This is a genomic window from Streptomyces rubellomurinus, from assembly GCF_000961885.1.
Classification (GTDB): Bacteria; Actinomycetota; Actinomycetes; order Streptomycetales; family Streptomycetaceae; genus Kitasatospora; species Kitasatospora rubellomurina.
On the sequence record NZ_JZKH01000049.1, the window covers coordinates 32,376 to 56,344 of the forward strand.

Consider the following 23,969-nt stretch of genomic DNA (forward strand, 5'->3'; position numbering starts at 1 on the left):
TCGATCGCCCGAGACTCGATCGCCCGAGGCTCGATCTTCCGAGAACCGGGCCCAGGGCCCGTCGTGCGCTACGCGCATGACGGGCCCTTTGCTTTTCCCGGCCTTTTCCCGGAATTCGATCCGTGGATTTCCGGAATGACCGTGCTCCATCAAACCGATCCGGAATCCGCCGGAATTCCCACCGAGGGTGATGACCCGGCGACGGATCGCCATGCGGTGACAACGGCTCTGCAACGGCCGTGGTGGCAAGGGGTGTTGGCCGTTGACATCGCATTTGGTCTAGGCCAAAGTCCACTCCATCCCTGCAGCACCACCCTTGGCTCTAGCACCTCGGAGAATGGCGTAATGAAGCGTCAGCTCATGTCCGCGCTCGGAATCGCCCTGGCGGTCGGGCTCACGGCCTGCTCCTCGACCGGCTCGCCCCCGGCGGGCGACGGGAGCGCCGCCGCCGATCCGAAGGCGGCCCGCGGCACCGTCACCGTCTGGCTGATGGACGACGCCCAGAAGAACTGGCCCGACCTGGTCCAGCGGGTCAACGACGAGTTCGCGGCGAAGTACCCGAACGTCACCCTCAAGCTCTCGTACCAGGGCTGGGCCGACAAGGTCGGCAAGCTCGACAAGGCCATCGCCGACGGCAGTGCCCCGGACGTGGTCGAGCTCGGCAACACCGAGACCATGAAGTACGTGCTCTCCGGCGCGCTCGCCCCGGTGGACCGCAGCAGCTTCGACAACTCCGACGCCTGGATCAAGGCGCTCGCCAACACCTGCACCTACCAGGACAAGCTCTGGTGCGTGCCCTACTACGCCGGCGCCCGGGTCGCGATCTACCAGTCCGCCGCCTTCCAACAGGCCACCGGCAGCGCGGAGTTCCCGAAGACCGAGACCGACCTGCTGGCGGCGCTGGACCGGATCGCCGAGAAGAACAGGTCCGACCGGTCCTTCTCCCCGCTCTACCTGCCGGGCCCGTACTGGTACGCGGCGATGAGCTACGTGGCCGCGTACGGCGGCAGCATCGCCAAGTTCGACTCCTCCGGCAACTGGCACGGCACCCTGCACGACCCCAAGTCCCAACAGGGGATCAGCCACTTCGTCGACCTGGTCCGCAAGTACAACAAGGGCGACCAGACGGTCAACGAGCAGAACCAGTACGAGGCGATGGCGCGCGGGCACGCCGCCGCCTTCTACGGCAACGGCTACGAGGCGGCCAGCGTCACCGCGCCCGGCACCGGCGACCCGAGCCTCAAGGACTCCGTCAGGCTCGCCACCATGCCCGGCCCGGACGGCAAGCCGCTGCCCACCTTCATCGGCGGCTCCGACCTCGCGGTCACCGCCAAGTCCGCGCAGTCGGCACTGGCCGCCGACTGGATCCGGATGTTCACCGGCACCAAGTCCCAGCAGGCGCTGGCCGACAAGGACATCCTGCCGAACAACCTCACCCAGCTGGCCCCGCTGAAGAGCAGGCCGACCACCGCCGCCGCGGCCAACGCCGTGCCGGACGCCTGGTTCACCCCGCTGGCACCCGGCTGGGGCGCGGTCGAGAAGCAGAGGATCCTGCCCGACATGCTGGCCGCGATCCTCAAGGGCAAGTCCGTCGACCAGGCCACCAAGGAGGCCGACGCGGCGATCGACCAGCTGATCAACAAGCCGTCCTGACCGGCCGTGCCGGGCGGCACTTCGGAGGTGCTGCCCGGCGGGCCCGCTCGTAGGATTGCCGCAGCGAGTGTGCGGACTCGCCGACGCAGAGGCCCCCGCCGGGCGCCCGCCCGCGCGGGTCGACCCATCTCATCGGAGGCACACCCAGATGTCCGACCCGCAGACCGTTCCCGGCCGGATCATGGCGGCGGAGATGGCCGAGCAGCCGGCCGTCCTCCAGCGCATCCTCGACGAGGGCGCTCCGAGGATCCGCGAGATCGCGGGCGAGATCGCCGCCCGCAAGCCGCGCTTCGTCCTGCTGACCGCACGCGGCACCTCCGACAACGCCGCGCTGTACGCCAAGTACCTGATCGAGATCCTGCTCGGCAAGCCGGCCGGCCTGACCTCGATGTCCACCACCACCGCGTACGGCGCCAAGCCGGACCTCACCGACGTGCTGGTCGTCACCGTCAGCCAGTCCGGCGGCTCGCCCGACCTGGTCGCCTCCACCAAGGCCGCCCGCGAGGCCGGCGCGATCACCCTGGCCGTCACCAACAACGCGGCCTCGCCGCTGGCCGAGGTCTCCGAGTTCCACATCGACGTGCTGGCCGGCCCGGAGAAGGCGCTGCCGGCCACCAAGACCTACACCGCCGAACTGCTCGCGCTCTACCTGCTGGTCGAGGGGCTGCGCGGCGGCGACGGCGAGCGGGCCCGGGTGCTGCCGGGCCTGGCCGCCGGGATCCTGGCCCGCCAGCCCGAGGTGAAGGCGCTCGCCGAGCGCTACCGCTTCGCCCAGCGGCTGGTGATCACCTCTCGCGGCTACGGCTACCCGACCGCCCGCGAGGCGGCGCTGAAGCTGATGGAGACCACCTACATCCCGGCCACCCCGTTCTCCGGCGCCGACCTGCTGCACGGTCCGCTGGCCATGGTCGACAACGTCTCGCCGGTCATCGCGATCGTCCCGGACGGCAAGGGCGGCGAGGCGCTGCAGCCGGTGCTGGACCGGCTGCGCGGGCGCGGCGCGGACCTGGTGGTGGTCGGCCAGCAGGCGCAGGTGGACGCCGCCTCGGCCGGCTTCGCGCTGCCGCCGGGCGTGCCGGAGGAGGTCCAGCCGGTCCTGGAGATCCTGCCGCTGCAGCTGCTGGCGTACGAGGTCACCATCGCCCGCGGCCAGGACCCGGACGCCCCGCGCGCGCTGGCCAAGGTGACCGAGACGCGCTGACGTCCGGACCCGCGCGGGCCGGGCCCCGTCCACGGCCGTGGACGGGGCCCGATCCGCTGAGCGGCGGAAGGTGGCTGGGGGAGTGCCCTCCGGGGGCCGGGGCCGGAAAGCCCGGCGGGCCCGCAAAGCCCAGCGGGTCCGGAAAGCACTACGGGCCACGGCGCCGACACGGGACCCTCAACCCGTGCGGCACCGCAGCCCGGAGCTGTCGTCGGCCACCGGTGACGATCGAGGACTGTGCGGGGTCCTCGTTCGGCGGTGTCCGACCGAGGAGCGGCCTCGCGCGGTCAGGGCAGTTGCGCGGTGGGCCTCTCCTTGGTGCCCTTTCATTGTGGACTAGACCAATCGGGGTTGTCCAGGGCGGGCGGCAAATTGGTCTAAACAACTCGGGGCGGTCCGGGGGAGGTCCGGGGAGGTCCGGGCGCCGCCCCCCCCCGGGTCCGCCTCCCGGTCCGCCGCGCCCCGCCGCGACCGGCGGCGCTACCCTCGCCATGTGCCCTCGCTGAACGAACTCGTCCGCCGCCACACCACCCTCACCGGGGCCGACGTGGAATGGCTCCACAACCTGGTCTCGGAGTGGCAGCTGCTCTCCGACCTCTCCTTCGCCGACCTGGTGCTGTGGATCCCCACCTGGGACGGCATCCGGTACGTGTCGGTCGCCCAGATGCGGCCCAACACGGGCCCCACCTCCTACCAGGACGACATGGTCGGCCACCTCGTCCCGCGCGGGCGCCGCCCGCTGCTGGACGCCGCCTTCGACGAGGGCCGGATCGTGCGCGAGGGCGACCCGGAGTGGCGCGAGGAGGTGCCGGTGCGGGTCGAGTCGATCCCGGTCCGGCGCGAGGGCAAGGTGCTCGGGGTGATCGCCCGCAACACCAACCTGCTGACCGTCCGCACCCCCAGCCGGCTCGAACTCACCTACCTGCAGAGCGCCTCCGACCTGGCCCAGATGATCGCCGCCGGCAGCTTCCCGTTCCCCGGCGTCGAGCAGGCCGACATGGACGCGGCCCCCCGCGTCGGCGACGGCCTGATCCGGGTGGACGCGGACGGCATCGTCACCTACGCCAGCCCCAACGCGCTCTCCGCCTACCACCGCCTGGGCCTCACCACCGACCTGGTCGGCAGCCACCTCGGCCGGGCCACCGCCGAGCTCGCCCCGCCGTCCCGCTCGGCCGTGCACGAGGCGCTGGTGAAGCTGGCCAGCGGCTGGGCCCCCCGGCAGACCGAGGTCGAGGCCCAGGGGGGAGTGGTGACGCTGCGCGCGATCCCGCTCAAGCCCAAGGGCACCCTGACCGGCTCGCTGGTGCTCTGCCGCGACGTCACCGAGCTGCGCCGCCGCGACCGCGAGCTGATGACCAAGGACGCCACCATCCGGGAGATCCACCACCGGGTGAAGAACAACCTGCAGACCGTCGCCGCCCTGCTGCGGCTGCAGTCCCGCCGGATGGAGTCCGAGGCCGGCCGGGCGGCGCTGGACGAGGCGGTGCGCCGGGTCGGCTCGATCGCGATCGTGCACGAGACGCTGTCCCAGGCGCTGGACGAGCAGGTGGCCTTCGACGAGATCGCCGACCGGGTGCTGGCGATGGTGATGGAGCTGTCCCAGGACGGCCGGGTGGCGACCCGCCGCACCGGCAGCTTCGGCATCCTGTCCGCCGAGGTGGCCACCCCGCTGTCGATGGTGCTGACCGAACTGCTGCAGAACGCCCTCGAACACGCCTTCGGTCCGACCGCCTCCGGCAACCTGGAGGTGAGCGCGCTGCGCGGGCGGGCCCCGGCGACCGGCATGGGCTGGTCGGACAGCTGGAACGGCGGCGCCAAGCCGGAGGAGTACCTGCTGATCACGGTGCAGGACGACGGCCGCGGGATGCCGGAGGGCTTCGACCCGAAGACGGCCGGCAACCTCGGACTGCAGATCGTCCGGACGCTGGCCACCGGGGAGCTGGGCGGCACCTTCGACATGGTGGCCGGCCCGAACGGCGGGACGAAGGTCGTCCTGGAGATCCCGGTGCGCTGAGGTGTGCAGGGGGCGTGCAGGCGGCGGAAGCGCCGGGTGCACGCTCCGTGCGCCCACCCGAAGAGGGACGGGCGGCGCGGAAACAGAAACGAGGCCCTGTCGACCGGGGGGGGTGGGTCGACAGGGCCTCTCAACCCGTTCCGGCCGTCGGGGGGAGTCGGCCGGAACGGGGGCTCTGGGTGGTGCGACACCCGGCCGGTGCGTTGCACACGGTGAGCGCCTCAGCTCCACAATATTGCTCTAAGTGAACAGTATCAAGTGGCTGGACGGACTGGTGTCGCGGGACCTTGCCGGGCAAGGCCCTTTGTTCGGAAGGCTTCACCAGGAAGTGCAGGGAAGCCTTTGATCATGAGTCGATCGGTACTGCGGTTACTGCTGGTGTTGCCACCGGTTCGGCGTCGCCGCCTGTGTCACTGCGTGTGATCAGGCGGTGCGGGCGCGGTTGCGGGCGGCGCGGCGCTTCATGGCGCGACGCTCGTCCTCGCTCATGCCGCCCCAGACGCCGGCGTCCTGACCGGTCTCGAGCGCCCACTGCAGGCACTGCTCCATCACCGGGCAGCGGCGGCACACGGCCTTGGCTTCCTCGATCTGCAGCAGAGCAGGACCGGTGTTCCCGATCGGGAAGAACAGCTCCGGGTCCTCTTCGCGGCAGACAGCGCGGTGGCGCCAGTCCATGGTCGTCCAACTCCTCCTGCCGGCGGGGGTGGCACCGGCATAATCGAATGGCTTGTGAATGTGAACGCTTTCACGAATCCCACAACAGCAAAAGAGACCAAAGGCCTACCGGGCCCGGGTGGTCTGTGCTGGGAGGGGATTCGGCGATTCGAGGGGCACCTCGCGGTCAGCTTCCCTGTGGTGCTGGTCGCCGTCGCTGCGATGTGTCCCGATCGCCATGTAGAGGTTCGCAAACCTCGGGCTCGGATACAACCCCCTTCGGGGAGGAATTTTTGATTCTTCGGTGTCGCTTAGCTCACAGCCAGTACTTCGATGGAGTGAAGGGGGCTTGTGCGTTCGAGAAGAAGGGCGAACCCCTCTTCCGGTCACACAATCACACGCAGTGCCCGTCGTACGCCTGTGAAACTGACGCGACTCCGGTCTCCAAGATGGTCCCCGTCCACCTGGAACGGTGCGGGTTCCTCTGAAACCAAGGTGAAGTGCCTGACGTCGTGATAGGAGACGACGTGCTTCCCGGACGGGCCGGCCGGCGGTGCGCCGTCGGCCGAAGGCGTGTGCGACCGCAGGATCTGACGGATCGTTCGAGCGGTACCGAACGCCGTCATCCGGGTGATCCCGAAGACGTCGAGGTCGGTGTCGAAGGAGGCGAGCGGCGAGGGGTAGACCGGGCGGTTGCCCAGGAAGGTCCACGGCGAGGTGTTGCTGACTATGGCCATCACCAGGCCCGGCACCCGCTCGTGGCCCGGCAGCTCCAGGGCCACCGGCCCCGACCGGCGCTGCTCACGCTGGGTGAAGTAGTGCCGGATCGCCTGCCCGACGTACAGGGCGTGGGTGGACTTGCGCCCGGCGTTGCGCTGGGCCTCGACCCGGCCGACCACCCCGGCGTCGAAGCCGTACCCGGCGGTGAAGGTGAACCAGCGGTCCGGCAGCCCCTCGGTCATCGCCTTGCCCAGCCCGATCGGGCGCTCGCGCCCGTGGTCCAGCGCGTTCAGCAGGACGCCGGTGGCCTCCACCGGGTCGTTGGGCAGGCCCAGCGCGCGGGCGAACACGTTGGTCGAACCGCCCGGCACCACGGCCAGTCGCGGGACCTTCTCGCCCGGGCCGTGGGTCAGCAGCCCGTTCACCACCTCGTTGACGGTGCCGTCGCCGCCCAGCGCCACCACCAGGTCCACCGAGCCGTCCTGGGCGGCCTCCCGGGCCAGGTCACGGGCGTGGCCCCGGTACTGCGTCTCGGCGACGTCCAGCTTGAGGTCGCTGCGCAGCGCGTGGATCAGTACGTCCCTGGTCCGGCCACTGGTGGTGGTGGCCTTGTGGTTCACGACCAGGAGTGCGCGCATGGGGAAAGCCTACGGGTCGGTACGGACCGACCGGCGGCTACCCTGCTGGAGTGACCGCAGAAACCTCCGCACCCGTACCCACTCGCCCGGTTTCGCTCACCCTGGGCGCCGCCATCACCGCCCTGGAGGGCGCCGCACTGGCCGTCGTCGGCGTCTGGGACATGGTCTCCGCGCTGTCCGGCCAGACCAAGCAGCTGGCCCTGAACGAGTTCGGCGGCGTGGTCATCGTGCTGCTCGGCGTGCTGCCCGTGCTGGCCGCCCGGGCGCTGCTCAAGGAGCGCCGCTGGGGCCGCAGCCCGGCGGTGCTGACCAACTCCCTGTGCCTGCCGGTCGCCTACTACATGGTCGAGAGCGGCGGCGCGATGGTCGTGGTCGGCGGGCTGACCGGCCTGCTCGGGCTGGTCGGCATCGGGGCGCTGCTGAACCCGAAGTCGACGGCGGCCCTGTACACCCAGCAGGGCTGAGCGCACAGGGCCGCCGACGTACGGCTGACGGCCGCTGAGCGGCCGTCAGCCCCGGGGCCGGTCCGACCGGCCCTACTCCTCCACCAGCAGCTTCTCGCGCAGCTGGGCCAGCGTCCGGGCGAGCAGCCGGGACACGTGCATCTGGGAGATCCCCACCTCGGCGGCGATCTGCGACTGGGTCATGTTCCGGAAGAACCGCAGCACCAGGATCTTCTGCTCGCGGGGCGGCAGTTGGGCCAGCAGCGGCTTCAGCGACTCGCGGTACTCGACGCCCTCCAGCGCCTCGTCGGTGGCGCCCAGGGTGTCCGCCACGGCCGGCGACTCGTCGTCGCTGTCCGGGACGTCCAGGGACAGCGTGGAGTACGCGTTGGCGGACTCCAGGCCCTCCAGCACGTCCTCCTCGGAGATCCCCAGGTGCTCGGCCAGCTCGTGCACCGTGGGGGAGCGGCCGTGCCGCTGGGAGAGCTCGCTGGTCGCCGTGGTGAGCGACAGCCGCAGCTCCTGCAGGCGGCGCGGGACGCGCACCGCCCAGCCCTTGTCGCGGAAGTGCCGCTTGATCTCGCCGACGATGGTCGGCGTCGCGTAGGTGGAGAACTCGACCCCGCGCTCGTGGTCGAAGCGGTCCACCGACTTGATCAGGCCGATGGTGGCGACCTGGGTCAGGTCGTCCAGCGGCTCGCCGCGGTTGCGGAACCGTCTGGCCAGGTGCTCGACCAGCGGGATGTGCATCCGGACCAGCTGGTTGCGCAGCTCGACGCGCTCCGGGGAGCCCTCGGGCAGCGCGGACAGCCGGACGAACAGCGCGCGGGCCGCCTCCCGGTCCGGCGCGCCGGTGCGGTGCGAGCCCTGGGCGGGCACCGCGCCGTGCAGGTCCCCGGCCTCGCCCGCCGGATCGGGCGGGTTCGGGGAGTCGTGCGACGGATCAGACGTCGGCTCGGTCGGCTGGCTCATCCGGTGGGCGTCCTTCGGGTGCGCTTCGTCGTTGGCGGCGAGGCCGGGAACGCTCGCCTGGGTCGGTACGGCAGGGCCCGCCGTCGCGAGGCCGGTACGGTCCAGATCACTCACGGCCATTCCCCCGTTCCGTTCCGGGAGCACCGGGGCCGCTGGCCCCGGAAGTCGTCTCGTTGGTCGTACCGCGTGGTGGGGCGGTACCGGGAGCCGCCCGCCCGGCCCCCGGTGGGGGAGCGGCGGACGGCCCGTGCAGGGTGTTGCTGCTGGGCGGCGCGCTGGCTAGTGGGCGGCGGAGCCGCCGCGCTTCTTGTGCAGGCTGATGGACACGGTGTTGTCCTCGCCGACCGAGGAGTCCACCTCGCCGGCCAGCGCGGAGAGCACCGTCCAGGCGAAGGTGTCCCGCTCGGGGGCCTTGCCGTCGGTCGTCGGGGCGGACACCGTGACCTTCAGCGAGTCGCCGACCAGGCGGAACTCGCAGGACAGCACGGAGCCGGGCACCGCCTGCTGGAGCAGGATGGCGCAGGCCTCGTCCACCGCGATCCGCAGGTCCTCGATCTCGTCGAGGGTGAAGTCCAGCCGGGCCGCGAGCCCGGCCGTCGCAGTCCGCAGCACGGAGAGGTAGGCCCCCGCCGCGGGCAGCCGTACCTCCACGAAGTCCTGAACTCCGAGATCGTCGTCGATCTGGGACACCCTTGCCTCCTGGGTGGCGTGCTGTGCTTCCTAGGTACCCCCGGACGGGGGCTCGATGCCGGGAATCCGCCATCGCTCTCAACGCCCTCGGCACCCTGGTGCGAGGGTTACTCATGGTAAGGCATTGCGACGCAGGGTGGCAGGGCCTTTCCCGACTCCGCGGGATTCCGCCGGTCTCCCTACAACACCGCGCGGGCCCCGGAGAATCCGCACGGCGTCCGGGTGCCCGCTCAGGTGCGGGCGCCCGCGGCGGCGAGCGCGTCGCCGGTCAGCCGGTAGACGGTCCAGCCGGTCATCGGCACCGCCCCGAGCGACTCGTAGAAGTCGATCGAGGGACGGTTCCAGTCCAGCACCGACCACTCCACCCGGGAGTAGCCGCGCTCGACGGCGATCCGCGCCAGTTCCAGCAGCAGCGCCTTGCCGTGGCCGCCGCCGCGGGCCTCCGGGCGGACGTACAGGTCCTCCAGGTAGACCCCGTGGGTGCCGCGCCAGGTCGAGAAGTTGCGGAACCAGACCGCGAAGCCGACCGGCTCGCCGGTGGCGTCGTCCTCGGCGATCAGGCCGAACAGCGCCGGGTCGGGGCCGAACAGCGCGGTGTGCAGCTGCTCGTCGGTGGCCACGGCCTCCTGCGGTTCCTTCTCGTACTCCGCGAGCTCGCGGATGAATTCCCGGATGACGGGGACGTCGCTGGCGACGGCGGTGCGGATCATGCCACCGAGCCTACCGACCGGGCCCGGTTCCTCCCAGGGGTGAAGGGCCCGACTTCAGGCCCGGGCCTCAGCGGGCCGGGGCGGCCCGCAGCTGTTCGGCGAGCGTGCTGATCGCGGCCGGGTTGCGCGGGCTCTCGACCAGGTCGACGTAGTCCAGCACGACGATCCGGTCGTTCCTGATCGCCGAGACCCCGGCCAGCGCCGGGAGGGACTTGAGGAACGCCCGCTTCTCCTCGGCGCCGACCTCCCCGTAGTTGTTGATCACGATCACCTCCGGGTCGCGCTCGACGACGCTCTCCCAGCCCGTCGTCACCCAGGAGTCGGCGAGGTCGCCCATGACGTTCGTCCCGCCGGCCCTGGTGATGATCTCGTCGGCGGCGGCGAACTTCCCGGCGGTGTACGGCTTGTCCCGCCCGCTGTCGTACAGGAAGACGGACGGGCGGCGCTCCGGCTGGGGGACGGCGGCGATCCGGGCCTTGAAGTCGGCGATCAGCCGGTCGGCGCGCTCGCGCACGTCGAAGATCTCGCCGAGGTTGGCCAGGTCGGTGTAGAGCGCGTCCAGCGGCCCCATCACCCCGCGCTCGGCGCCCTTGCCGCTGCGGCAGGACTCGGTGAGCACGTACGAGTCGATGCCGAGCGCCCGGAACGCCTGCGGGGTGACGCCACGGCCCTCGTCGAAGCCGTAGTGCCAGCCGGCGAAGACCAGGTCGGCCTTGGCGTCCAGCGCGATCTCCTTGGTGATCTGCTGCTTGGAGAGCCACGCGGTCTGCTGGTAGCCGTCCTTCCACGGCACCTGGTCGACCCGGCCCTTGTCGTCGGGCATCACGTAGCCGGCCATCCGGTCGGCGAGGCCGAGGGAGAGCATCAGCTCGGTGATGCCGACGTCGTTGGTGACGGCGCGGGCGGGCTTCTGCCGGAAGGTCAGCGGGGTGCCGCAGTTGTCCACGGTCACCGGGTAGTGGGCGGAGGCGGTGGTGGGCCCGCCGCTCGGGGCGATCTCGGCGCCGCAGGCGGTGAGCCCGAGGGCGAGCAGGGCGGCGGCGGCAACGGCCTTGGTGCGCAAAGGATTTCCTCGGGGGTTCAGGGGAGTCGGTCGAACAGCAGCTGGAGGGCGCCGGTCACCGGGTGCCGGACGGGGGTGGCCCGGACGCCGAACACCTCGGCCAGCAGGCCCGGTTCGAGCACCTCCGCGGGCGGCCCGGAGGCGACGATCCGGCCGGCCCGCAGCACGTACAGCAGGTCGCAGTGACCGGCGGCGAGGTTGAGGTCGTGCAGCGCGGTGAGCACCGTCGGGCCGGCCTCGCGGACCAGCGCCAGCACCTCCAACTGGTGCGCGATGTCGAGGTGGTTGGTGGGCTCGTCCAGCACCAGCAGCCGCGGCTCCTGGACCAGCGCCCGGGCGATCAGCACCCGCTGCTTCTCGCCGCCGGACAGGCTCAGGAAGCCCCGCTCGGCGAGGTGCCCGGCGCCGACCCGGCGCAGCGCCGCCGCGCACCGCTCGTGGTCCGCGCCGCTGGGCCCGGCCAGCGGGCGGCGGTGCGGCAGCCGGCCCATCGCGACCACCTCGGCCACCGTGAAGTCGAACTCCGCGGAGTGCTCCTGGGGCAGCGCGGCCACCCGGCGGGCCGCCTCCCGGGCGGTGAGCGCGTGCAGGTCGTCGCCGTCCAGCCGGACGGCCCCGGCGGCGGGCCGCAGCACCCGGTAGACGCAGCGCAGCAGGGTCGACTTGCCGCTGCCGTTCGGCCCGACCAGCCCGACCACCTGCCCGGCGGCGGCCCGCAGGCCCACGTCGTGGACCAGCCGGGCACCGGCCAGCTCCACCGAGACCCCGTCGACGGTGAGATCGGTGGCGGTCGTCATCAGCGGCCTCCGAAGGTGTAGCCGCGGCGGCGCATCAGCAGCAGGAAGGCCGGCACCCCGAGCACCGCGGTGAAGATCCCGACCGGCAGCTCGGCGGGCGCCAGCAGGGTGCGCGAGGCGATGTCCACCCAGACCAGCAGGACCGCCCCGGCGAGCGGCGCGACCAGCAGCACCCGGCGGTGCCCGGCGCCGACCAGCATCCGGGCCAGGTGCGGCATCAGCAGCCCGACGAAGCCGATCGCCCCGCTGACCGCGACCACCGTGCCGGTGACGGCGGCGGTCACCGTGAACAGCTCGCGGCGCAGCCGGTCCGGGTCGACGCCGAGCGAGGCGGAGGTCTCGTCGCCCATCGCGAGCGCGTCCAACCGCCCGGCGGCGCACGCCAGGTAGGCCAGCCCGGCCAGCACCGTGGCAGCGGCGATCGGCACCGAGCCCCAGGTGGCGCCGCCGAGGCTGCCGAGCAGCCACATCATGGCGTCCCGGGCGGCCTCGCCGCGGGCGGAGGCGAATACCATCAGCGAGGTGACGGCGGAGAAGCCGTAGGACAGCGCGGTGCCGGTGAGCACCAGCCGCAGCGGGGTGAGCCCGGCCGCGGTCCGGGCGGCGAGGTAGACCAGCACCATCGCGGCCAGGGCGGAGCCGAAGGCGGACGCCGAGATCGCCCAGACCCCCAGCGAGGCGAAGGCGCCGAGCAGCAGGACGGCGTTGGCGCCGACCGCGGCGCCGGAGGAGATGCCGAGGACGAAGGGGTCGGCCAGCGCGTTGCGCACCAGCGCCTGCACGGCGACCCCGGTGGCGGCCAGCCCGGCGCCGACCACGGCGGCGAGCACGGTGCGCGGCAGCCGGATCTGCCAGACGATCGCGTACGCGGAGGCCTCGTCGGCGTCCAGCCGACCGCCCGTCAGCCCGGCGGCGACCAGCCGCAGGGCGTGCGGGAAGCCGATCCCGGAGGCGCCCAGCGAGACGCCGCACAGCAGCGAGACCAGCAGGACGGCGGCCAGGCCCGCGGCGAGTGGCAGGGCGGGTATTCGGCGGGCGGCGGGCGGGCCGCTCGGGCTGGTCTCACGGGTGCTCACGGACGGGCTGCGCCTTGCCTCGGGCCGTGGGTGCGCCGGGCCGGGCGGCCTGCCGGAGGGTGTGCCGGGGCGCCGTCCCCTCGCAGTCCGCGGCGAGTTGTCGGGAGTTCAGCGGCCGGGGGCGATCGGGCTGGCGGGGCCGTACGGGCAGCACGGGCTCCGCTCACCGTTGCGGGTCAGCGCCGGATTCGCACCGGACTTCCCCCTCGGACGCCCTGGCAGCATAACAGCCGCACGACCTGAATGACCCTTACCTCGCGATCCGGACGTGAACGCACGACCGCCCCCGTCCGGCGCTGCGGACGGGGGCGGTCGGGTGGCGACGCGTCAGGCTCAGGCCTGCTTGGTCTCCCAGAAGATCTTGTCGACCTCGGCGATCAGGTCCAGCAGGGCCTGGCCGGTGGCCGGGTCGGTGGACGCCTTGGCGGCCGAGGCGGCCTTCAGGGTGTCGTTGATCAGCTGGTGCAGCTGCGGGTACTTCTCGAAGTGCGGGGCCTTGAAGTAGTCGCTCCACAGCACCGAGATGTGGTGCTTGACGGCCTCGGCGCGCTGCTCCTTGATGATGATGGCGCGGGCGCGGAAGTGCGGGTCCTCGTTGGCCTGGTACTTCTCCTGGGTGGCCTTGACCGACTCGGCCTCCAGCTTGGCCTGGGCCGGGTCGTACACACCGCAGGGCAGGTCGCAGTGGGCGTGGGCGGTGGCGCGCGGTGCAAACAGACGAGAGAACATGGGAGTCCTTCCTTAGATCGTCTTCCCGCGCCCGAGATTACCCTTCCGGCCCCCCGGTTTCGCGGCCGGGCGGTGGGCCTAGGGCGAAAGGCGGACCCGGAACCGGGGTAATCCGGACATCGAACAGGTGACGGCCCGTACGGCAGACTGGGTGCGGGCAGCGCGGGAGGAGGAGTCGTGGCACGGAGCACGGGACCGGAGGGCGCCGAACGGACGGAGCCGGGCGGCGCGCTGCCGTTCGGGCTGGTCGACGTGGCGGGCCCGTCGATGGTGCCGACCCTGCGCGAGGGCGACCAGCTGCTGGTCCGCTACGGCGCGCCGATCCGGCCCGGCGCGGTGGTGCTCTTCCGGCACCCCTTCCAGCAGGACCTGCTGGTGGTGAAGCGGGCCGCCGAGCGCCGCCCGCAGGGCTGGTGGCTGCTCTCCGACAACCGCCCGGTGGACAGCGACAGCCGCTCCTACGGCCCGGTGCCGGACGAACTGCTGCTCGGCCGGGTGCTGCTGCGGCTGCGCCCCTCGCCGGCCTGGCTGGCGCCGGGCCGGCGGCTGGAGCGGCTGCTGCTCGGCCCCCGGCTGGCCCGGGTGCCGGGCCTGGCCCGCCGACTCGGCGTGTGGGCCGAGGAGATCTAACCCTCCTGCGTGGTGGCGGCCGCCGCCTCCTGGCGTTTGCGGGCCCGGTAGGCGGCCACGTTGGCGCGGGTGGCGCAGCGGTCCGAGCAGTAGCGGCGGGAGCGGTTGGTCGAGGTGTCCAGGTAGGCGTTGCGGCAGGGCGCGGCCTGGCAGATGCCGAGCCGGTCGGCGCCCAGCTCGGTGAGGTGGACTGCCAGGCCCATGCAGGCGACGGCGCTGAAGTGCGCGGTGGCGGTCGGCGAGTTGTCGGCCAGGTGCAGGTGCCAGCGCGGCCGCCCGGCGTCGTCGAGGTGGTCGTGCCCGGAGACCAGCGGGCTGACGGGGTACTCCATCAGCAGGCTGTTCAGCAGGTCGACGGCCCGGACCTCGTCGCCCTCGGCGGCGGCCTCGAAGACCCCGCGCAGCCTGGTCCGCACGCCCCGCAGACGCGGCACGTCGGCCTCCTCGGCGAGCGCGCCGGCCCGGGAGGAGTCGGAGAACAGCCCGCGCACCGCGTCCACGGACGTCAGCGTGTCGGTGCCGCGCTCGGGCTCCTCGGTGTTCACCAGCCGAACGGCGAGATCGGCGTACGACGCCAGCTCCACGGCGGTCCTTCCAGAAGATCGGTAACGGGCTGACAGCCTCCAGCCTATTACCCGTGCGGGGAAAACGTCGGCGCCCGGCAGGATCGCCTGCCGGGCGCCGACCGTGCGTACTCAGAGCACCGGGTCAGAGCACCTTGGAGAGGAACGCCCGGGTGCGGTCGTGCTGCGGGTTGGTGAGCACCTCGCGGGGGCTGCCGGACTCGACGACCACGCCGCCGTCCATGAACACCAGCGCGTCGCCGACCTCGCGGGCGAAGCCCATCTCGTGGGTGACGACGATCATCGTCATCCCCTCCTCGGCGAGCCCGCGCATGACGTCCAGCACCTCGCCGACCAGCTCCGGGTCGAGCGCCGAGGTGGGCTCGTCGAAGAGCATCAGCTTGGGCTTCATGGCCAGCGCGCGGGCGATCGCCACGCGCTGCTGCTGGCCGCCGGAGAGCTGGGACGGGTAGTTCTTCGCCTTGTCGGCGAGGCCGACCCGCTCCAGCAGGGCCATCCCGCGCTCGCGGGCCTCGGCCTTGTTCTCGCCCTTGACCTGGACCGGTGCCTCGATGACGTTCTCCAGTGCCGTCATGTGCGGGAACAGGTTGAAGTGCTGGAACACCATGCCGATGTCCCGGCGCTTCTGGGCGACTTCGCGGTCCCGCAGCTCGTGCAGCCGGCCGCCCTTCATCCGGTAGCCGACGAGTTCGCCGTCCACCGAGAGGAGGCCGCCGTTGATCTTCTCCAGGTGGTTGATGCACCGCAGGAAGGTCGACTTGCCGGACCCGGAGGGTCCGACCAGGACGAACACCTCGCCCTTCTTGACCTCCAGGTCGATGCCCTTGAGCACCTCCACCAGGCCGTAGGACTTGCGTACGCCCTGGGCCTCGACCATCGGCGCGGGCCGGTCGTCCGCCGGGGGCTTGGTCAGGTCGGTCATACGTGGCCACCTCCTTCGAGGCCCGTGACCACGTCGTCCTTGGCCGGCGGGACGGGCTTGCCGGCGAACAGCCGGCGCAGTCGCTGCAGCGGGGTGGGCGGCAGCACCCGGTTGGCACCGCGGGCGTAGTGACGCTCGATGTAGTACTGGACCACGGTGAGGATCGAGGTCATCAGCAGGTACCAGATGCTGACGACGAGCAGCAGCGGGATGGTCTGGAAGGTGCGCGAGTAGATGTTCTGACCGGCCCGGAGCAGTTCCTCCAGGGAGATCGCCGAGACCAGTGAGGTGGTCTTGAGCATCGAGATGGTCTCGTTGCCGGTCGGCGGGATGATCACGCGCATGGCCTGCGGCAGGATGATCCGCCGCATGGTGTTGAACTGGCTCATGCCCAGCGCGTGGGCGGCCTCGGTCTGGCCGAGCGGCACGGACTGGATGCCGCCGCGGACGATCTCCGCCATGTAGGCGGCCTCGTTGAGGCCGAGGCCCAGCAGGGCGGCGACGAACAGCGGGATGGCCTCGTTGGTCGGCTCGGACCAGAAGGCCGGGCCGAACGGGATGCCGATCGAGATGCTGGCCCAGAGCGTCCCCAGGAAGTTCCAGAACAGCAGCTGGACCAGCACCGGAGTGCCGCGGAAGACCCAGATGTAGAACCACGCGGTGCTGGAGAGCACCGGGTTCGGCGACAGGCGCATGATCGCGAGCGTGATGCCGCCCGCGACGCCGATCAGCATGGAGAGGAAGGTCAGTTCGAGCGTGACGCCGAGGCCGTGCAGGATCGTGGAGTCGAAGAGGTACGTGCCGACGACGTCCCACTGGAACTGGGGATTCGTGGTGAGGGCGTGGATCAGCATCGCCGCGAGGACCGCGACGACTGCTGCCCCGACCCAGCGTCCGGGGTGGCGTACCGGGACGGCCTTGAGGGTTTCGGGCCGTCCCGGGTGCACCGACCCCTGGTCGGAAGAGTTCACTGTGTGGCCTCAGGGGTTGTGTTCAGAGCAGCGGATTCAGCTGGTGGCGCCGTCGATGACGGACTTGTCGATCGCGCCCGCCTGCACGCCCCACTTCTCCAGGATGCTCTTGTAGGTGCCGTCCGCCATCAGGGACTGGATGGCGCCCTGGACGGCCTTGGACAGCGGCGAGTTCTTCTGCAGCACGACGCCGTACGGGGCCGTGTCGGTCACCGAGCCGATCTTCTCCAGCTGGCCGTTGGTCTGCTTGATCGCGTAGTCGACCACCGGCGAGTCGGCCAGCATGACCTGGTCGCGGCCGGAGACCAGCGCCTGGGTGACGTCCGTCTGCAGGTCGAACTTGTCGCCGTCGTTCGGGATGGTCGGCTTGCCGGCCTTGGTGCAGGCGGGGTTGATGGTGTCGGTGATGTCCTTGGCCTGGGTGGTGCCGGTCTGGACGGCGACCTTCTTCCCGCAGAGGTCGGTGGGGTCGATCTTGTCCGGGTTGCCCTTCTTGACCGCCGCGCCGGTCCCGGCGCTGAAGTAGGTCACCATGTCGACCGACGCCTCGCGCTCCTTCGTGTCGGTGAAGGAGCTCATGCTCATCGTGTACTTGTTGCCGGTGATGCCCGGGATGATCGCGTCGAAGGTGGCGTTCTGGACGTCGGCGGTCAGGCCCAGCTTCTTGGCGATGGCGTTGGCCAGGTCGACGTCCATGCCGACGATGTTGCCCTTGTCGTCCTTGAACTCGTTGGGCGCGTAGGAGGCGTCGGTGGCGATGACGATCTTGCCCGCGGACTTGACGTCGGCCGGCACGAGCGAAGCGAGCGCCGGGTCGGCACTGACGGCGCCGACCGTCACACTCGGGTTCGCGCCGGTCGAGGAACCGGAGGACGACTTGCTGCTGCCGCAGCCGGTCAGCACGAGCGAGACGGAGGCGGCAACCGCGCAGGCCGCGAGGAGCCGGGTGCGCTGGATACGGGCGGTCATGAGGGGGATCTCCTTCTCGGGAGAGAGGTCGGGCGGAGCGCGCCGCGGGAGCGGCGCACCGGTTCAGCAGGCCGTACGGCGCCGTACGGAGGGTGGTGTGTTCTGCTGTACGTCGTCGTACGTGCGGGGCCGGGTGGTGCGGGCCTGGGCGCGGGGGCGCACAGGGTCGTACGGGTACCGCTTCCGCCACCCTCCGCCGAGGTGGACGTTGACCGAACCGCCTCGACCAGTGGTCGGCTCGATCCGAGATGGGGGGAATCCTGCCATCTGAGGACGGTCAGGTGACCCTCATCCAGATCAAAATCGGATAACGAGGGCGCACGGTGTCCGCTATCCGGACGATATCAGTGCCCCTGTCACCCTCCGTATAAGTATGCAGATCCCCGGGCCACCGGCCCGGAGGCCCGCCGCCGGGCCCGCGGGCGGGTGTGTCAGAATTCGTAGCCCGGGTGACCCCCGAACGCTCGAACCAGACCGACGAGTCCTGACAGGCTCGGGGTGTCAGGGAACGGAAGTCCTCACGCGGCTCCGTATCCCGGGCACCGGCTCCTCCTGGTCTGCGTTCACTCCTGCGGGTAAGCGTGCGTTTTTCGCCGTTGCCTGTGCCGGACACCGGCTCCCGTGACGCCGGGCGCCCGACGCGACGGCGCGGCGATGAACAGCGCGCGACGAGGACGAAAAGGCATAGGTGCGATGCCGACGTCCGACCTACGCTCGGCCCGGAAGCACAGCACGGACAACAAGACCCCATAAAACCCTCATCCGAGGGCGCCGCCCGGCGGCAGCGCCCCGACCCCGCCCCCCGGGTCCGCTTCGGCGTACCCGGGTTCCGGTTTCCGGCGGGTCGCCCAGTCCGTCGGCCGCGCACCTCGCCAATTCAATGACGAAGAGGTCATCGTGGCAGCGGAGATCATGCACAGCAGCACCCAGGACACCGACGATCCGGTCGACGCCGTCTTCGCGCTGCACCGCGGCGGCAAGATGGAGATCCGGGCGACCGTGCCGGTGCGCGACGCGGACGACCTGTCCCTCGCCTACACCCCCGGTGTCGCCCGCGTCTGCACGGCCATCGCGGAGCAGCCGGAGCTGGTCAACGACTACACCTGGAAGTCCAACACCGTCGCGGTGGTCACCGACGGCACCGCGGTGCTCGGTCTGGGCGACATCGGCCCGGAGGCCTCGCTCCCGGTGATGGAGGGCAAGGCCATCCTGTTCAAGCAGTTCGGCGGCGTGGACGCGGTGCCGATCGCGCTCGCCTGCACCGGGGTCGACGAGATCGTCGAGACCGTGGTGCGGCTGGCGCCGTCCTTCGGCGGCGTCAACCTGGAGGACATCTCGGCCCCGCGCTGCTTCGAGATCGAGCGCCGGCTCCAGGACGCCCTGGACATCCCGGTCTTCCACGACGACCAGCACGGCACCGCGATCGTCACCACCGCCGCGCTGTGGAACGCCGCGAAGGTGACGGACCGCGAGATCGGCTCGCTGCGGGCCGTCATCTCCGGCGCCGGCGCGGCCGGCATCGCGATCGCCAAGATGCTGGTGGCGGCGGGCATCGGCGACGTGGCCGTGTGCGACCGCAAGGGCGTGGTGTACGAGGGCCGCGGCGACCTCACCGACGTCAAGGCCGAGATCGCCGCGCTGACCAACCGCACCGGCGTGAAGGGCTCGCTGGCCGACGCGCTGAACGGCGCCGACGTGTTCATCGGCGTCTCCGGCGGCACCGTGCCGGAGGAGGTCGTCGCGACCATGGCCGAGGGCGCGTTCATCTTCGCGATGGCCAACCCCAACCCGGAGATCCACCCCGAGGTCGCGCACAAGTACGCGGCCGTCGTCGCCACCGGGCGCAGCGACTTCCCGAACCAGATCAACAACGTGCTGGCCTTCCCGGGCATCTTCGCCGGCGCGCTGCAGGTGCGGGCCTCCCGGATCACCGAGGGCATGAAGCTGGCCGCCGCCAAGGCGCTGGCGGGCGTGGTGGCGGACGAGCTGACGCCGCAGAAGGTCATCCCCTCGCCGTTCGACGAGCGGGTCGCCCCGGCGGTCACCAAGGCCGTGGCCGACGCCGCCCGCGCCGAGGGCGTGGCGCGGATCTGACGATCTGACGGGTTCCCCCGCGCGCGGGGGAGCAGTCGAGGCCGGGACGCGCGTCACACCCACGCGTTGTTCCGGCCTCGGCCGTACCCGGCTATCGTCCGGGACATGTTTGCTGCCTACGCCGCACGTATCGACGCCGACGACCCGCTGAGCGGGCTGGAGTTGGGCGAACTCCCCGAGCCGCAGGCCCGTCCCGGGTGGAGCGTGGTCACGGTCAAGGCCGCCAGCCTCAACCACCACGACCTGTGGTCGCTGCGCGGGGTCGGCCTGCCCGCCGGGAGGCTGCCGATGATCCTCGGCTGCGACGCCGCCGGGATCGACGAGCACGGCAACGAGGTGGTCATCCACTCGGTGATCGGCCAGAGCGGCCACGGCGTCGGCCCGGACGAGCCCCGGTCCATCCTGACCGAGCGCTACCAGGGCACCTTCGCCCAGCGGGTCGCGGTGCCCACCTGGAACCTGCTGCCCAAGCCCGCCGAGCTGAGCTTCGAGCAGGCCGCCTGCCTGCCCACCGCCTGGCTGACGGCCTACCGGATGCTGTTCACCAACGCCGGGGTCAAGCCCGGCGACACCGTGCTGGTGCAGGGCGCCGGCGGCGGGGTGGCGACCGCGCTGATCGTGCTCGGCAAGGCGGCCGGCCTGCGGGTGTGGGTCACCGGCCGGGACGAGGCCAAGCGGCAGCGGGCGATCGGCCTCGGCGCGGACGCCGCCTTCGAGAGCGGCGCCCGGCTGCCCGAGCGGGTGGACGCCGTGATGGAGACGGTCGGCGCCGCCACCTGGTCGCACTCGGTGAAGTCGCTGCGCCCGGGCGGCACCATCGTGATCTCCGGCGCCACCTCGGGCCCGAACCCGAGTGCCACCGAGCTGAACCGGATCTTCTTCCTGGAGCTGAAGGTGGTCGGCTCGACCATGGGCTCCAAGGAGGAGCTGGCCGGGCTGCTGGCGCTGTGCGCCAACACCGGGGTGCGGCCGGTGATCGACTCGGTGCTGCCGCTGGCCGAGGCCCGGGAGGGCTTCGCCCGGCTGGCCAAGGGCGACCTCTTCGGGAAGATCGTGCTCACTCCCTGAGGCGCGCGCACACGCGAACGGCCCGGCACCCTCCCCCCGGAGGTGCCGGACCGTCCGCGCGACGGCCGGTCAGCCGAGCAGCCGCTTCAGCCGCTCGCCGACCGTGCCCAGCGCCGTCCGGGCCTCGGCCAGCTGATCGGCGCTCACGCCGCCGTCCCGGGCCGCGTCGCGGACCTGGTCGCGGAAGCGGTCGAGCAGCCGCTCCAGCTCGCGGGCCGGCTCCCCGGCCGGGTCGGTGCGGGCCCACGCCGGCAGGTCGGCCGGGGCCGCGGAGGCCCCGGACTTGTCCAGGTCGATCCGGGTGACGGTGACCTGCTCGCCAGGCTCCTCCGCCGGGTGGCCCCAGCGGGCCGCGTCGGCGAGCCCGGCCAGGCCCTTGGTCAGCTCGGACAGGCCCTCGGCCAGCCCCTTCGGCCAGTCGCCCTGCGCCGCGTGCTCGCGCACCTGCTGCTCGACCCGGCGCTTGATCCGCAGCGCCTCCTGCTGCGCCGCGGTGCGCGAGGCCTTGGCCTGCTCGCGCAGCCGGCGGGCTTCCTCCTCGGCGGCCTTCGCCTTGGCCTTGGCGGCCTTCTCCTGCTCCCGGGCGCGCTTGGCCTGCTCCTTGGCCTGCCGCTTGAACTGGGCGAACTCCTCCTTGGCGCGCTGCCAGGACTCGTTGTCGCCCCACGGCCCGGACCACGGGTCGCCGCCGCCCTCGGCGGGGGCCGGCCGCGGGGCCTGCCGGGCGGCCTTCCACAGCTCCTCGCGCAGGTCCTTGGCGCTGTCCCGGACGTCCTCCCGGATCGCCCCGGCCAGCTGCGCCACGGAGTCCCGGATCTCGCCCTCCAGCTCGTCCAACTCGACCTGTCGGGCTTCGAGTTCGGCGCGGCCGGCGTCGGTCAGCCGGTACACCTTGCGGCCGCCCTCGGTGCTGTGGCTGACCAGGCCCTCCTGCTCCAGCTTGGCCAGGCGCGGGTAGACGGTGCCGGCGGAGGGCGCGTACAGGCCCTGGAAGCGCTCCTCCAGCAGGCGGATCACCTCGTAGCCGTGCCGGGGGGACTCGTCCAGCAGCTTCAGCAGGTAGAGCCGGAGCCGGCCGTGGCCGAACACGGGGGTCATCTCAGGCCTCCTTGGTCAGGTCGGGCCCGGCGGGCTTGGTGAGGTCGGGGCCGGCCGGGAGCTCCCGGGCCGGGGCGTCGTCCTCGGCGTCGGGGCGGCGCAGCACGGTGACGGCGCCGGAGACGGTGGTGACGTTCAGGCTGCCGCGGCCCTCGCCGAGCTGCCCGGAGATCTTCTTGGCGCCCCAGGTGCTGCTCATCTTGAGCTGCTCGAAGGTGCTGGAGACGTCGCCGGTGGTGGAGCCGGCCTCGACGGTGGCGTCGGCCAGCGAGGGGATGCGGACGACGACCGGCCCGCTGACGGTGTTGACCTTGACGTCGGTCTCGCCGGCCACGTCGAGGTCCAGGGTGACGGCGCCGGTGACGGAGTTGGCCTGGACCCGGTCGGCGGTGCCGGCGATCACGGTGAGCTGCCCGGAGACGGTGTTGACCTTGAGCTCGCCGCCCACCGCCTGGGCGTCCACGTCGCCGGTGACGGTGGCGGCGTCGATGCGGCCGGTCACCTTGGCGAGGGTGGCGTCGCCGCTGGCGCTCTGCACCGAGACGTGGCCGTCGATGCCGGTGACGGTGGCGCCGGCCGAGACGGTGCCGACCTTGACCGCGGCGTCGACCGGGACGGTCAGGGTGACGCCGACCGTCCGCTTGCGCTTGAAGCTGCCGAGGAAGGACTTGACCGAGGCGACCGACCTGAGCTGCTCGCCGAACTCGCCCCAGCTGTTGATGTCCTTGTAGGTGACCGTCAGCACGCCGTCCACGAGCGTCACGTGCAGCGGCTCGCCCCGGAGCTCGGTGACCTCCATGCGGGCCGGGCCCTCGGCCGCGACCACGTTCACGGTGCCGTCGATGACGCGCACGTGCAGTTCGCGGACCGCGTCCTCGAAGGTGGTCCTGCCCGGCCCCTCGATCGTCCACTGGCTCATGTCTGCCGCCTCCCGCTGTCGGATCGCGATGTATCGCGTTCTCTGTAAGAGACGATATATCGCGTGCCGGGAAAAGCAAGCGGTTCCGCCCCGGAAACCGGCCCGGACCCGCCCCCGAGGTGCCCCCCTAAGGGGCGCCACCCGCGCGGGGCACGCGAAGGGCCCGGGAGGCGGCTGCCTCCCGGGCCCTTCGTACGGCCGTCACCGGGTCACTCGTCGTCCTCGTCGTCGAGCCGGGCCAGCCAGGTGGCCAGCCGCTCGACCGGGATCTCGAAGTCCGGGTTGAGGTCGACGAACTCGCGCAGGCGCTCGGCCAGCCACTCGAAGGTGACCTCCTCGTCGCCGCGCCGGCTCTCCAGCTCCTCGATGCCTCGGTCGGTGAAGTACACGGTTCGCTCCGGTCGGATGGGGGTTGACCTGGTCAGGATAGTCCGGTCAGCTGGCCCGCCAGGTGCTGATGGTGGCCTTGGCGGCCCCGGTGGTCGGGTCGGCCTGCTCGATCACCGCGATGGCGATGTTGCGGGTGACCCGGTCGCGGACGCACAGCAGACGGCCGGGGGCGACCCGGTTGTACGAGAGGTCGGTGTCCGGCCGGGAGTCGATCGCGGCGGCGCACTGCTCGGCGGTGACGGTCGGCTCGGTGATCACCGCGAAGTCCGACTTGTCGTCCCCGTAGCTGGCGAAGGAGTTGGCCTTGCTGCCGTTGCTGTTGTTGGCCACCCCGAGGCCCCACTTGAGGTCGCCGGAGTGCGGCACCACGGTGCCCGAGTCCAGGTCGATCCGGTAGGTGTCGCTGCTGTACTCGGCGCCCGGGATCGACAGCGACTTCTTGTCCAGGATCGGCGCGTAGCCGGTCGGCCGGGCGGGGGCCGAGACGGTGCTCTGGCCGGATTTCGACGGTCCGGCCGTCACCGAGCCGGTCGAGGACCCGGTGGGGGCGGGGGAGGAGGTCGTCCGGTCCGGGGCCGGGCGCGGACTCTCGGACGTGGTGGCCGCGGCGGCCGGCTTGTCGTCGCTCTTCTTGCCGTCGTCCAGCGACTTCATCAGGGCGACGCCGCCGGCCGTACCGCCGACCGCCATCACCAGGGCGACCGTGAGCAGCACCTTCCAGGAGACCCCGCCCTTCCTGGCCTTGGGTGCCGGCTCCGGGGTGCCGGTGACCACCGGGCCCGGCGGGGGCGTGTCGAAGGCCGGCGGCTCGGGCCGCAGCTGGACGGTCGGCGGCGCGGGCAGCACCGGCGCGGTGGGCGCCTCGGTGGCCGGCGGCGGGGCGCCGTACGCGCCGGGCGGCGGCGGCGCGAAGCCCGGCGGCGGGGTGGCGGGCTGCTGCGGCGCGGCGGCCACGGTGGCCGGG

At 71.9% G+C, this 23,969-nt stretch carries 23 protein-coding genes, 1 pseudogene and 1 riboswitch; of the genes and pseudogenes, 7 read left to right on the top strand and 17 right to left on the bottom strand.

The features are described from left to right. Positions 1 to 345 precede the first annotated feature (345 nt). From VM95_RS22770 to VM95_RS22780, 3 genes are all read left to right on the top strand, one after another. A complete protein-coding gene (locus VM95_RS22770) occupies positions 346 to 1,653 on the top strand; it encodes an extracellular solute-binding protein (protein ID WP_045699866.1) in 1,308 nt (435 codons plus the stop codon). Positions 1,654 to 1,801: 148 nt separating this feature from the next. After that, on the top strand, positions 1,802 to 2,854 hold the full coding sequence (locus VM95_RS22775) for an SIS domain-containing protein (RefSeq protein WP_045699869.1): 1,053 nt from the start codon (positions 1,802 to 1,804) through the stop codon (positions 2,852 to 2,854). Between the two features lie 493 nt (positions 2,855 to 3,347). Then, positions 3,348 to 4,868: a sensor histidine kinase gene (locus VM95_RS22780; RefSeq protein ID WP_208615514.1), complete on the top strand. Its 1,521-nt coding sequence runs from the start codon at positions 3,348 to 3,350 to the stop codon at positions 4,866 to 4,868. A 423-nt stretch (positions 4,869 to 5,291) separates the two neighbouring features. Here the strand turns inward: VM95_RS22780 and VM95_RS22785 are convergent, their stop codons facing one another. Both VM95_RS22785 and VM95_RS22790 read right to left on the bottom strand, forming a co-directional pair. Next, positions 5,292 to 5,543, bottom strand: a complete 252-nt coding sequence (locus VM95_RS22785) for a WhiB family transcriptional regulator (protein ID WP_014138019.1) — start codon at positions 5,541 to 5,543, stop codon at positions 5,292 to 5,294. A 365-nt stretch (positions 5,544 to 5,908) separates the two neighbouring features. Beyond that, positions 5,909 to 6,880 carry a diacylglycerol/lipid kinase family protein gene (locus VM95_RS22790; RefSeq protein WP_045699878.1) on the bottom strand — a complete coding sequence of 324 codons (972 nt, stop codon included), beginning with the start codon at positions 6,878 to 6,880 and terminating at the stop codon, positions 5,909 to 5,911. A 50-nt stretch (positions 6,881 to 6,930) separates the two neighbouring features. Between VM95_RS22790 and VM95_RS22795 the strand changes: the two genes are divergently transcribed. After that, on the top strand, positions 6,931 to 7,344 hold the full coding sequence (locus VM95_RS22795) for a hypothetical protein (protein WP_045699880.1): 414 nt from the start codon (positions 6,931 to 6,933) through the stop codon (positions 7,342 to 7,344). Between the two features lie 72 nt (positions 7,345 to 7,416). On the opposite strand, the gene VM95_RS22800 is transcribed toward VM95_RS22795, so the two are convergent. From VM95_RS22800 to sodN, 7 genes are all read right to left on the bottom strand, one after another. Next, positions 7,417 to 8,409 carry an RNA polymerase sigma factor SigF gene (locus tag VM95_RS22800; protein WP_244178898.1) on the bottom strand — a complete coding sequence of 331 codons (993 nt, stop codon included), beginning with the start codon at positions 8,407 to 8,409 and terminating at the stop codon, positions 7,417 to 7,419. A gap of 165 nt (positions 8,410 to 8,574) precedes the next feature. Further along, entirely contained in the window at positions 8,575 to 8,985 is a 411-nt protein-coding gene (locus VM95_RS22805; RefSeq protein ID WP_045699882.1) for an ATP-binding protein, read from the bottom strand. Positions 8,986 to 9,215: 230 nt separating this feature from the next. Then, the gene (locus VM95_RS22810; RefSeq protein WP_045699885.1) at positions 9,216 to 9,695 is read right to left on the bottom strand and encodes a GNAT family N-acetyltransferase; all 480 of its coding nucleotides are present in this window, start codon (positions 9,693 to 9,695) and stop codon (positions 9,216 to 9,218) included. 67 nt (positions 9,696 to 9,762) lie between these two features. Further along, a complete protein-coding gene (locus VM95_RS22815; RefSeq protein WP_244178899.1) occupies positions 9,763 to 10,758 on the bottom strand; it encodes an ABC transporter substrate-binding protein in 996 nt (331 codons plus the stop codon). A 17-nt stretch (positions 10,759 to 10,775) separates the two neighbouring features. Continuing rightward, positions 10,776 to 11,555 carry an ABC transporter ATP-binding protein gene (locus VM95_RS22820; RefSeq protein WP_045699888.1) on the bottom strand — a complete coding sequence of 260 codons (780 nt, stop codon included), beginning with the start codon at positions 11,553 to 11,555 and terminating at the stop codon, positions 10,776 to 10,778. After that, complete coding sequence (locus tag VM95_RS22825) at positions 11,555 to 12,631, bottom strand: FecCD family ABC transporter permease (protein ID WP_045699890.1); 1,077 nt, start codon at positions 12,629 to 12,631, stop codon at positions 11,555 to 11,557. The genes VM95_RS22820 and VM95_RS22825 overlap by 1 nt, the downstream gene beginning before the upstream one ends. 99 nt (positions 12,632 to 12,730) lie before the next feature. Then, positions 12,731 to 12,878: riboswitch (cobalamin riboswitch) on the bottom strand. Between the two features lie 86 nt (positions 12,879 to 12,964). After that, complete coding sequence (gene sodN / locus VM95_RS22830; protein ID WP_045699892.1) at positions 12,965 to 13,360, bottom strand: superoxide dismutase, Ni; 396 nt, start codon at positions 13,358 to 13,360, stop codon at positions 12,965 to 12,967. A gap of 177 nt (positions 13,361 to 13,537) precedes the next feature. On the opposite strand from sodN, the gene sodX reads away from it, so the two are divergent. After that, positions 13,538 to 13,990 (top strand): nickel-type superoxide dismutase maturation protease, encoded by a 453-nt coding sequence (gene sodX / locus VM95_RS22835; protein WP_045699894.1) that lies wholly within the window; start codon positions 13,538 to 13,540, stop codon positions 13,988 to 13,990. Here sodX and VM95_RS22840 read toward each other — a convergent pair. The 4 genes from VM95_RS22840 to VM95_RS22855 all read right to left on the bottom strand — a co-directional run bounded on the left by VM95_RS22840 (position 13,987) and on the right by VM95_RS22855 (position 17,436). Continuing rightward, positions 13,987 to 14,574 (bottom strand): CGNR zinc finger domain-containing protein, encoded by a 588-nt coding sequence (locus tag VM95_RS22840; RefSeq protein WP_045699896.1) that lies wholly within the window; start codon positions 14,572 to 14,574, stop codon positions 13,987 to 13,989. The two genes, sodX and VM95_RS22840, sit on opposite strands and share 4 nt — an antisense overlap. A 124-nt stretch (positions 14,575 to 14,698) precedes the next feature. After that, positions 14,699 to 15,496: an amino acid ABC transporter ATP-binding protein gene (locus VM95_RS22845; RefSeq protein ID WP_045699898.1), complete on the bottom strand. Its 798-nt coding sequence runs from the start codon at positions 15,494 to 15,496 to the stop codon at positions 14,699 to 14,701. After that, a complete protein-coding gene (locus tag VM95_RS22850) occupies positions 15,493 to 16,467 on the bottom strand; it encodes an amino acid ABC transporter permease (RefSeq protein WP_045699900.1) in 975 nt (324 codons plus the stop codon). Before VM95_RS22850 ends, VM95_RS22845 begins: the two co-directional genes overlap by 4 nt. A 36-nt stretch (positions 16,468 to 16,503) precedes the next feature. After that, complete coding sequence (locus VM95_RS22855) at positions 16,504 to 17,436, bottom strand: ABC transporter substrate-binding protein (RefSeq protein ID WP_052707509.1); 933 nt, start codon at positions 17,434 to 17,436, stop codon at positions 16,504 to 16,506. Positions 17,437 to 18,348: 912 nt separating this feature from the next. Here VM95_RS22855 and VM95_RS22860 point away from each other — a divergent pair. Together VM95_RS22860 and VM95_RS22865 are read left to right on the top strand one after the other, a co-directional pair. After that, complete coding sequence (locus VM95_RS22860) at positions 18,349 to 19,530, top strand: NAD(P)-dependent malic enzyme (protein ID WP_425265346.1); 1,182 nt, start codon at positions 18,349 to 18,351, stop codon at positions 19,528 to 19,530. Positions 19,531 to 19,635: 105 nt separating this feature from the next. Continuing rightward, positions 19,636 to 20,598, top strand: a complete 963-nt coding sequence (locus tag VM95_RS22865; protein ID WP_045699903.1) for a zinc-binding dehydrogenase — start codon at positions 19,636 to 19,638, stop codon at positions 20,596 to 20,598. Between the two features lie 69 nt (positions 20,599 to 20,667). On the opposite strand, the gene VM95_RS22870 is transcribed toward VM95_RS22865, so the two are convergent. The 4 genes and pseudogenes from VM95_RS22870 to VM95_RS42710 all read right to left on the bottom strand — a co-directional run. Next, positions 20,668 to 21,696: a PadR family transcriptional regulator gene (locus VM95_RS22870; protein ID WP_045699904.1), complete on the bottom strand. Its 1,029-nt coding sequence runs from the start codon at positions 21,694 to 21,696 to the stop codon at positions 20,668 to 20,670. Between the two features lies 1 nt (position 21,697). Continuing rightward, complete coding sequence (locus tag VM95_RS22875) at positions 21,698 to 22,615, bottom strand: DUF4097 family beta strand repeat-containing protein (RefSeq protein ID WP_045699905.1); 918 nt, start codon at positions 22,613 to 22,615, stop codon at positions 21,698 to 21,700. 209 nt (positions 22,616 to 22,824) lie between these two features. After that, on the bottom strand, positions 22,825 to 23,004 hold the full coding sequence (locus VM95_RS22880) for a DUF6104 family protein (RefSeq protein ID WP_030235677.1): 180 nt from the start codon (positions 23,002 to 23,004) through the stop codon (positions 22,825 to 22,827). A gap of 46 nt (positions 23,005 to 23,050) precedes the next feature. Beyond that, positions 23,051 to 23,969 (bottom strand): annotated as a pseudogene (locus VM95_RS42710) (hypothetical protein); the annotation flags it as partial.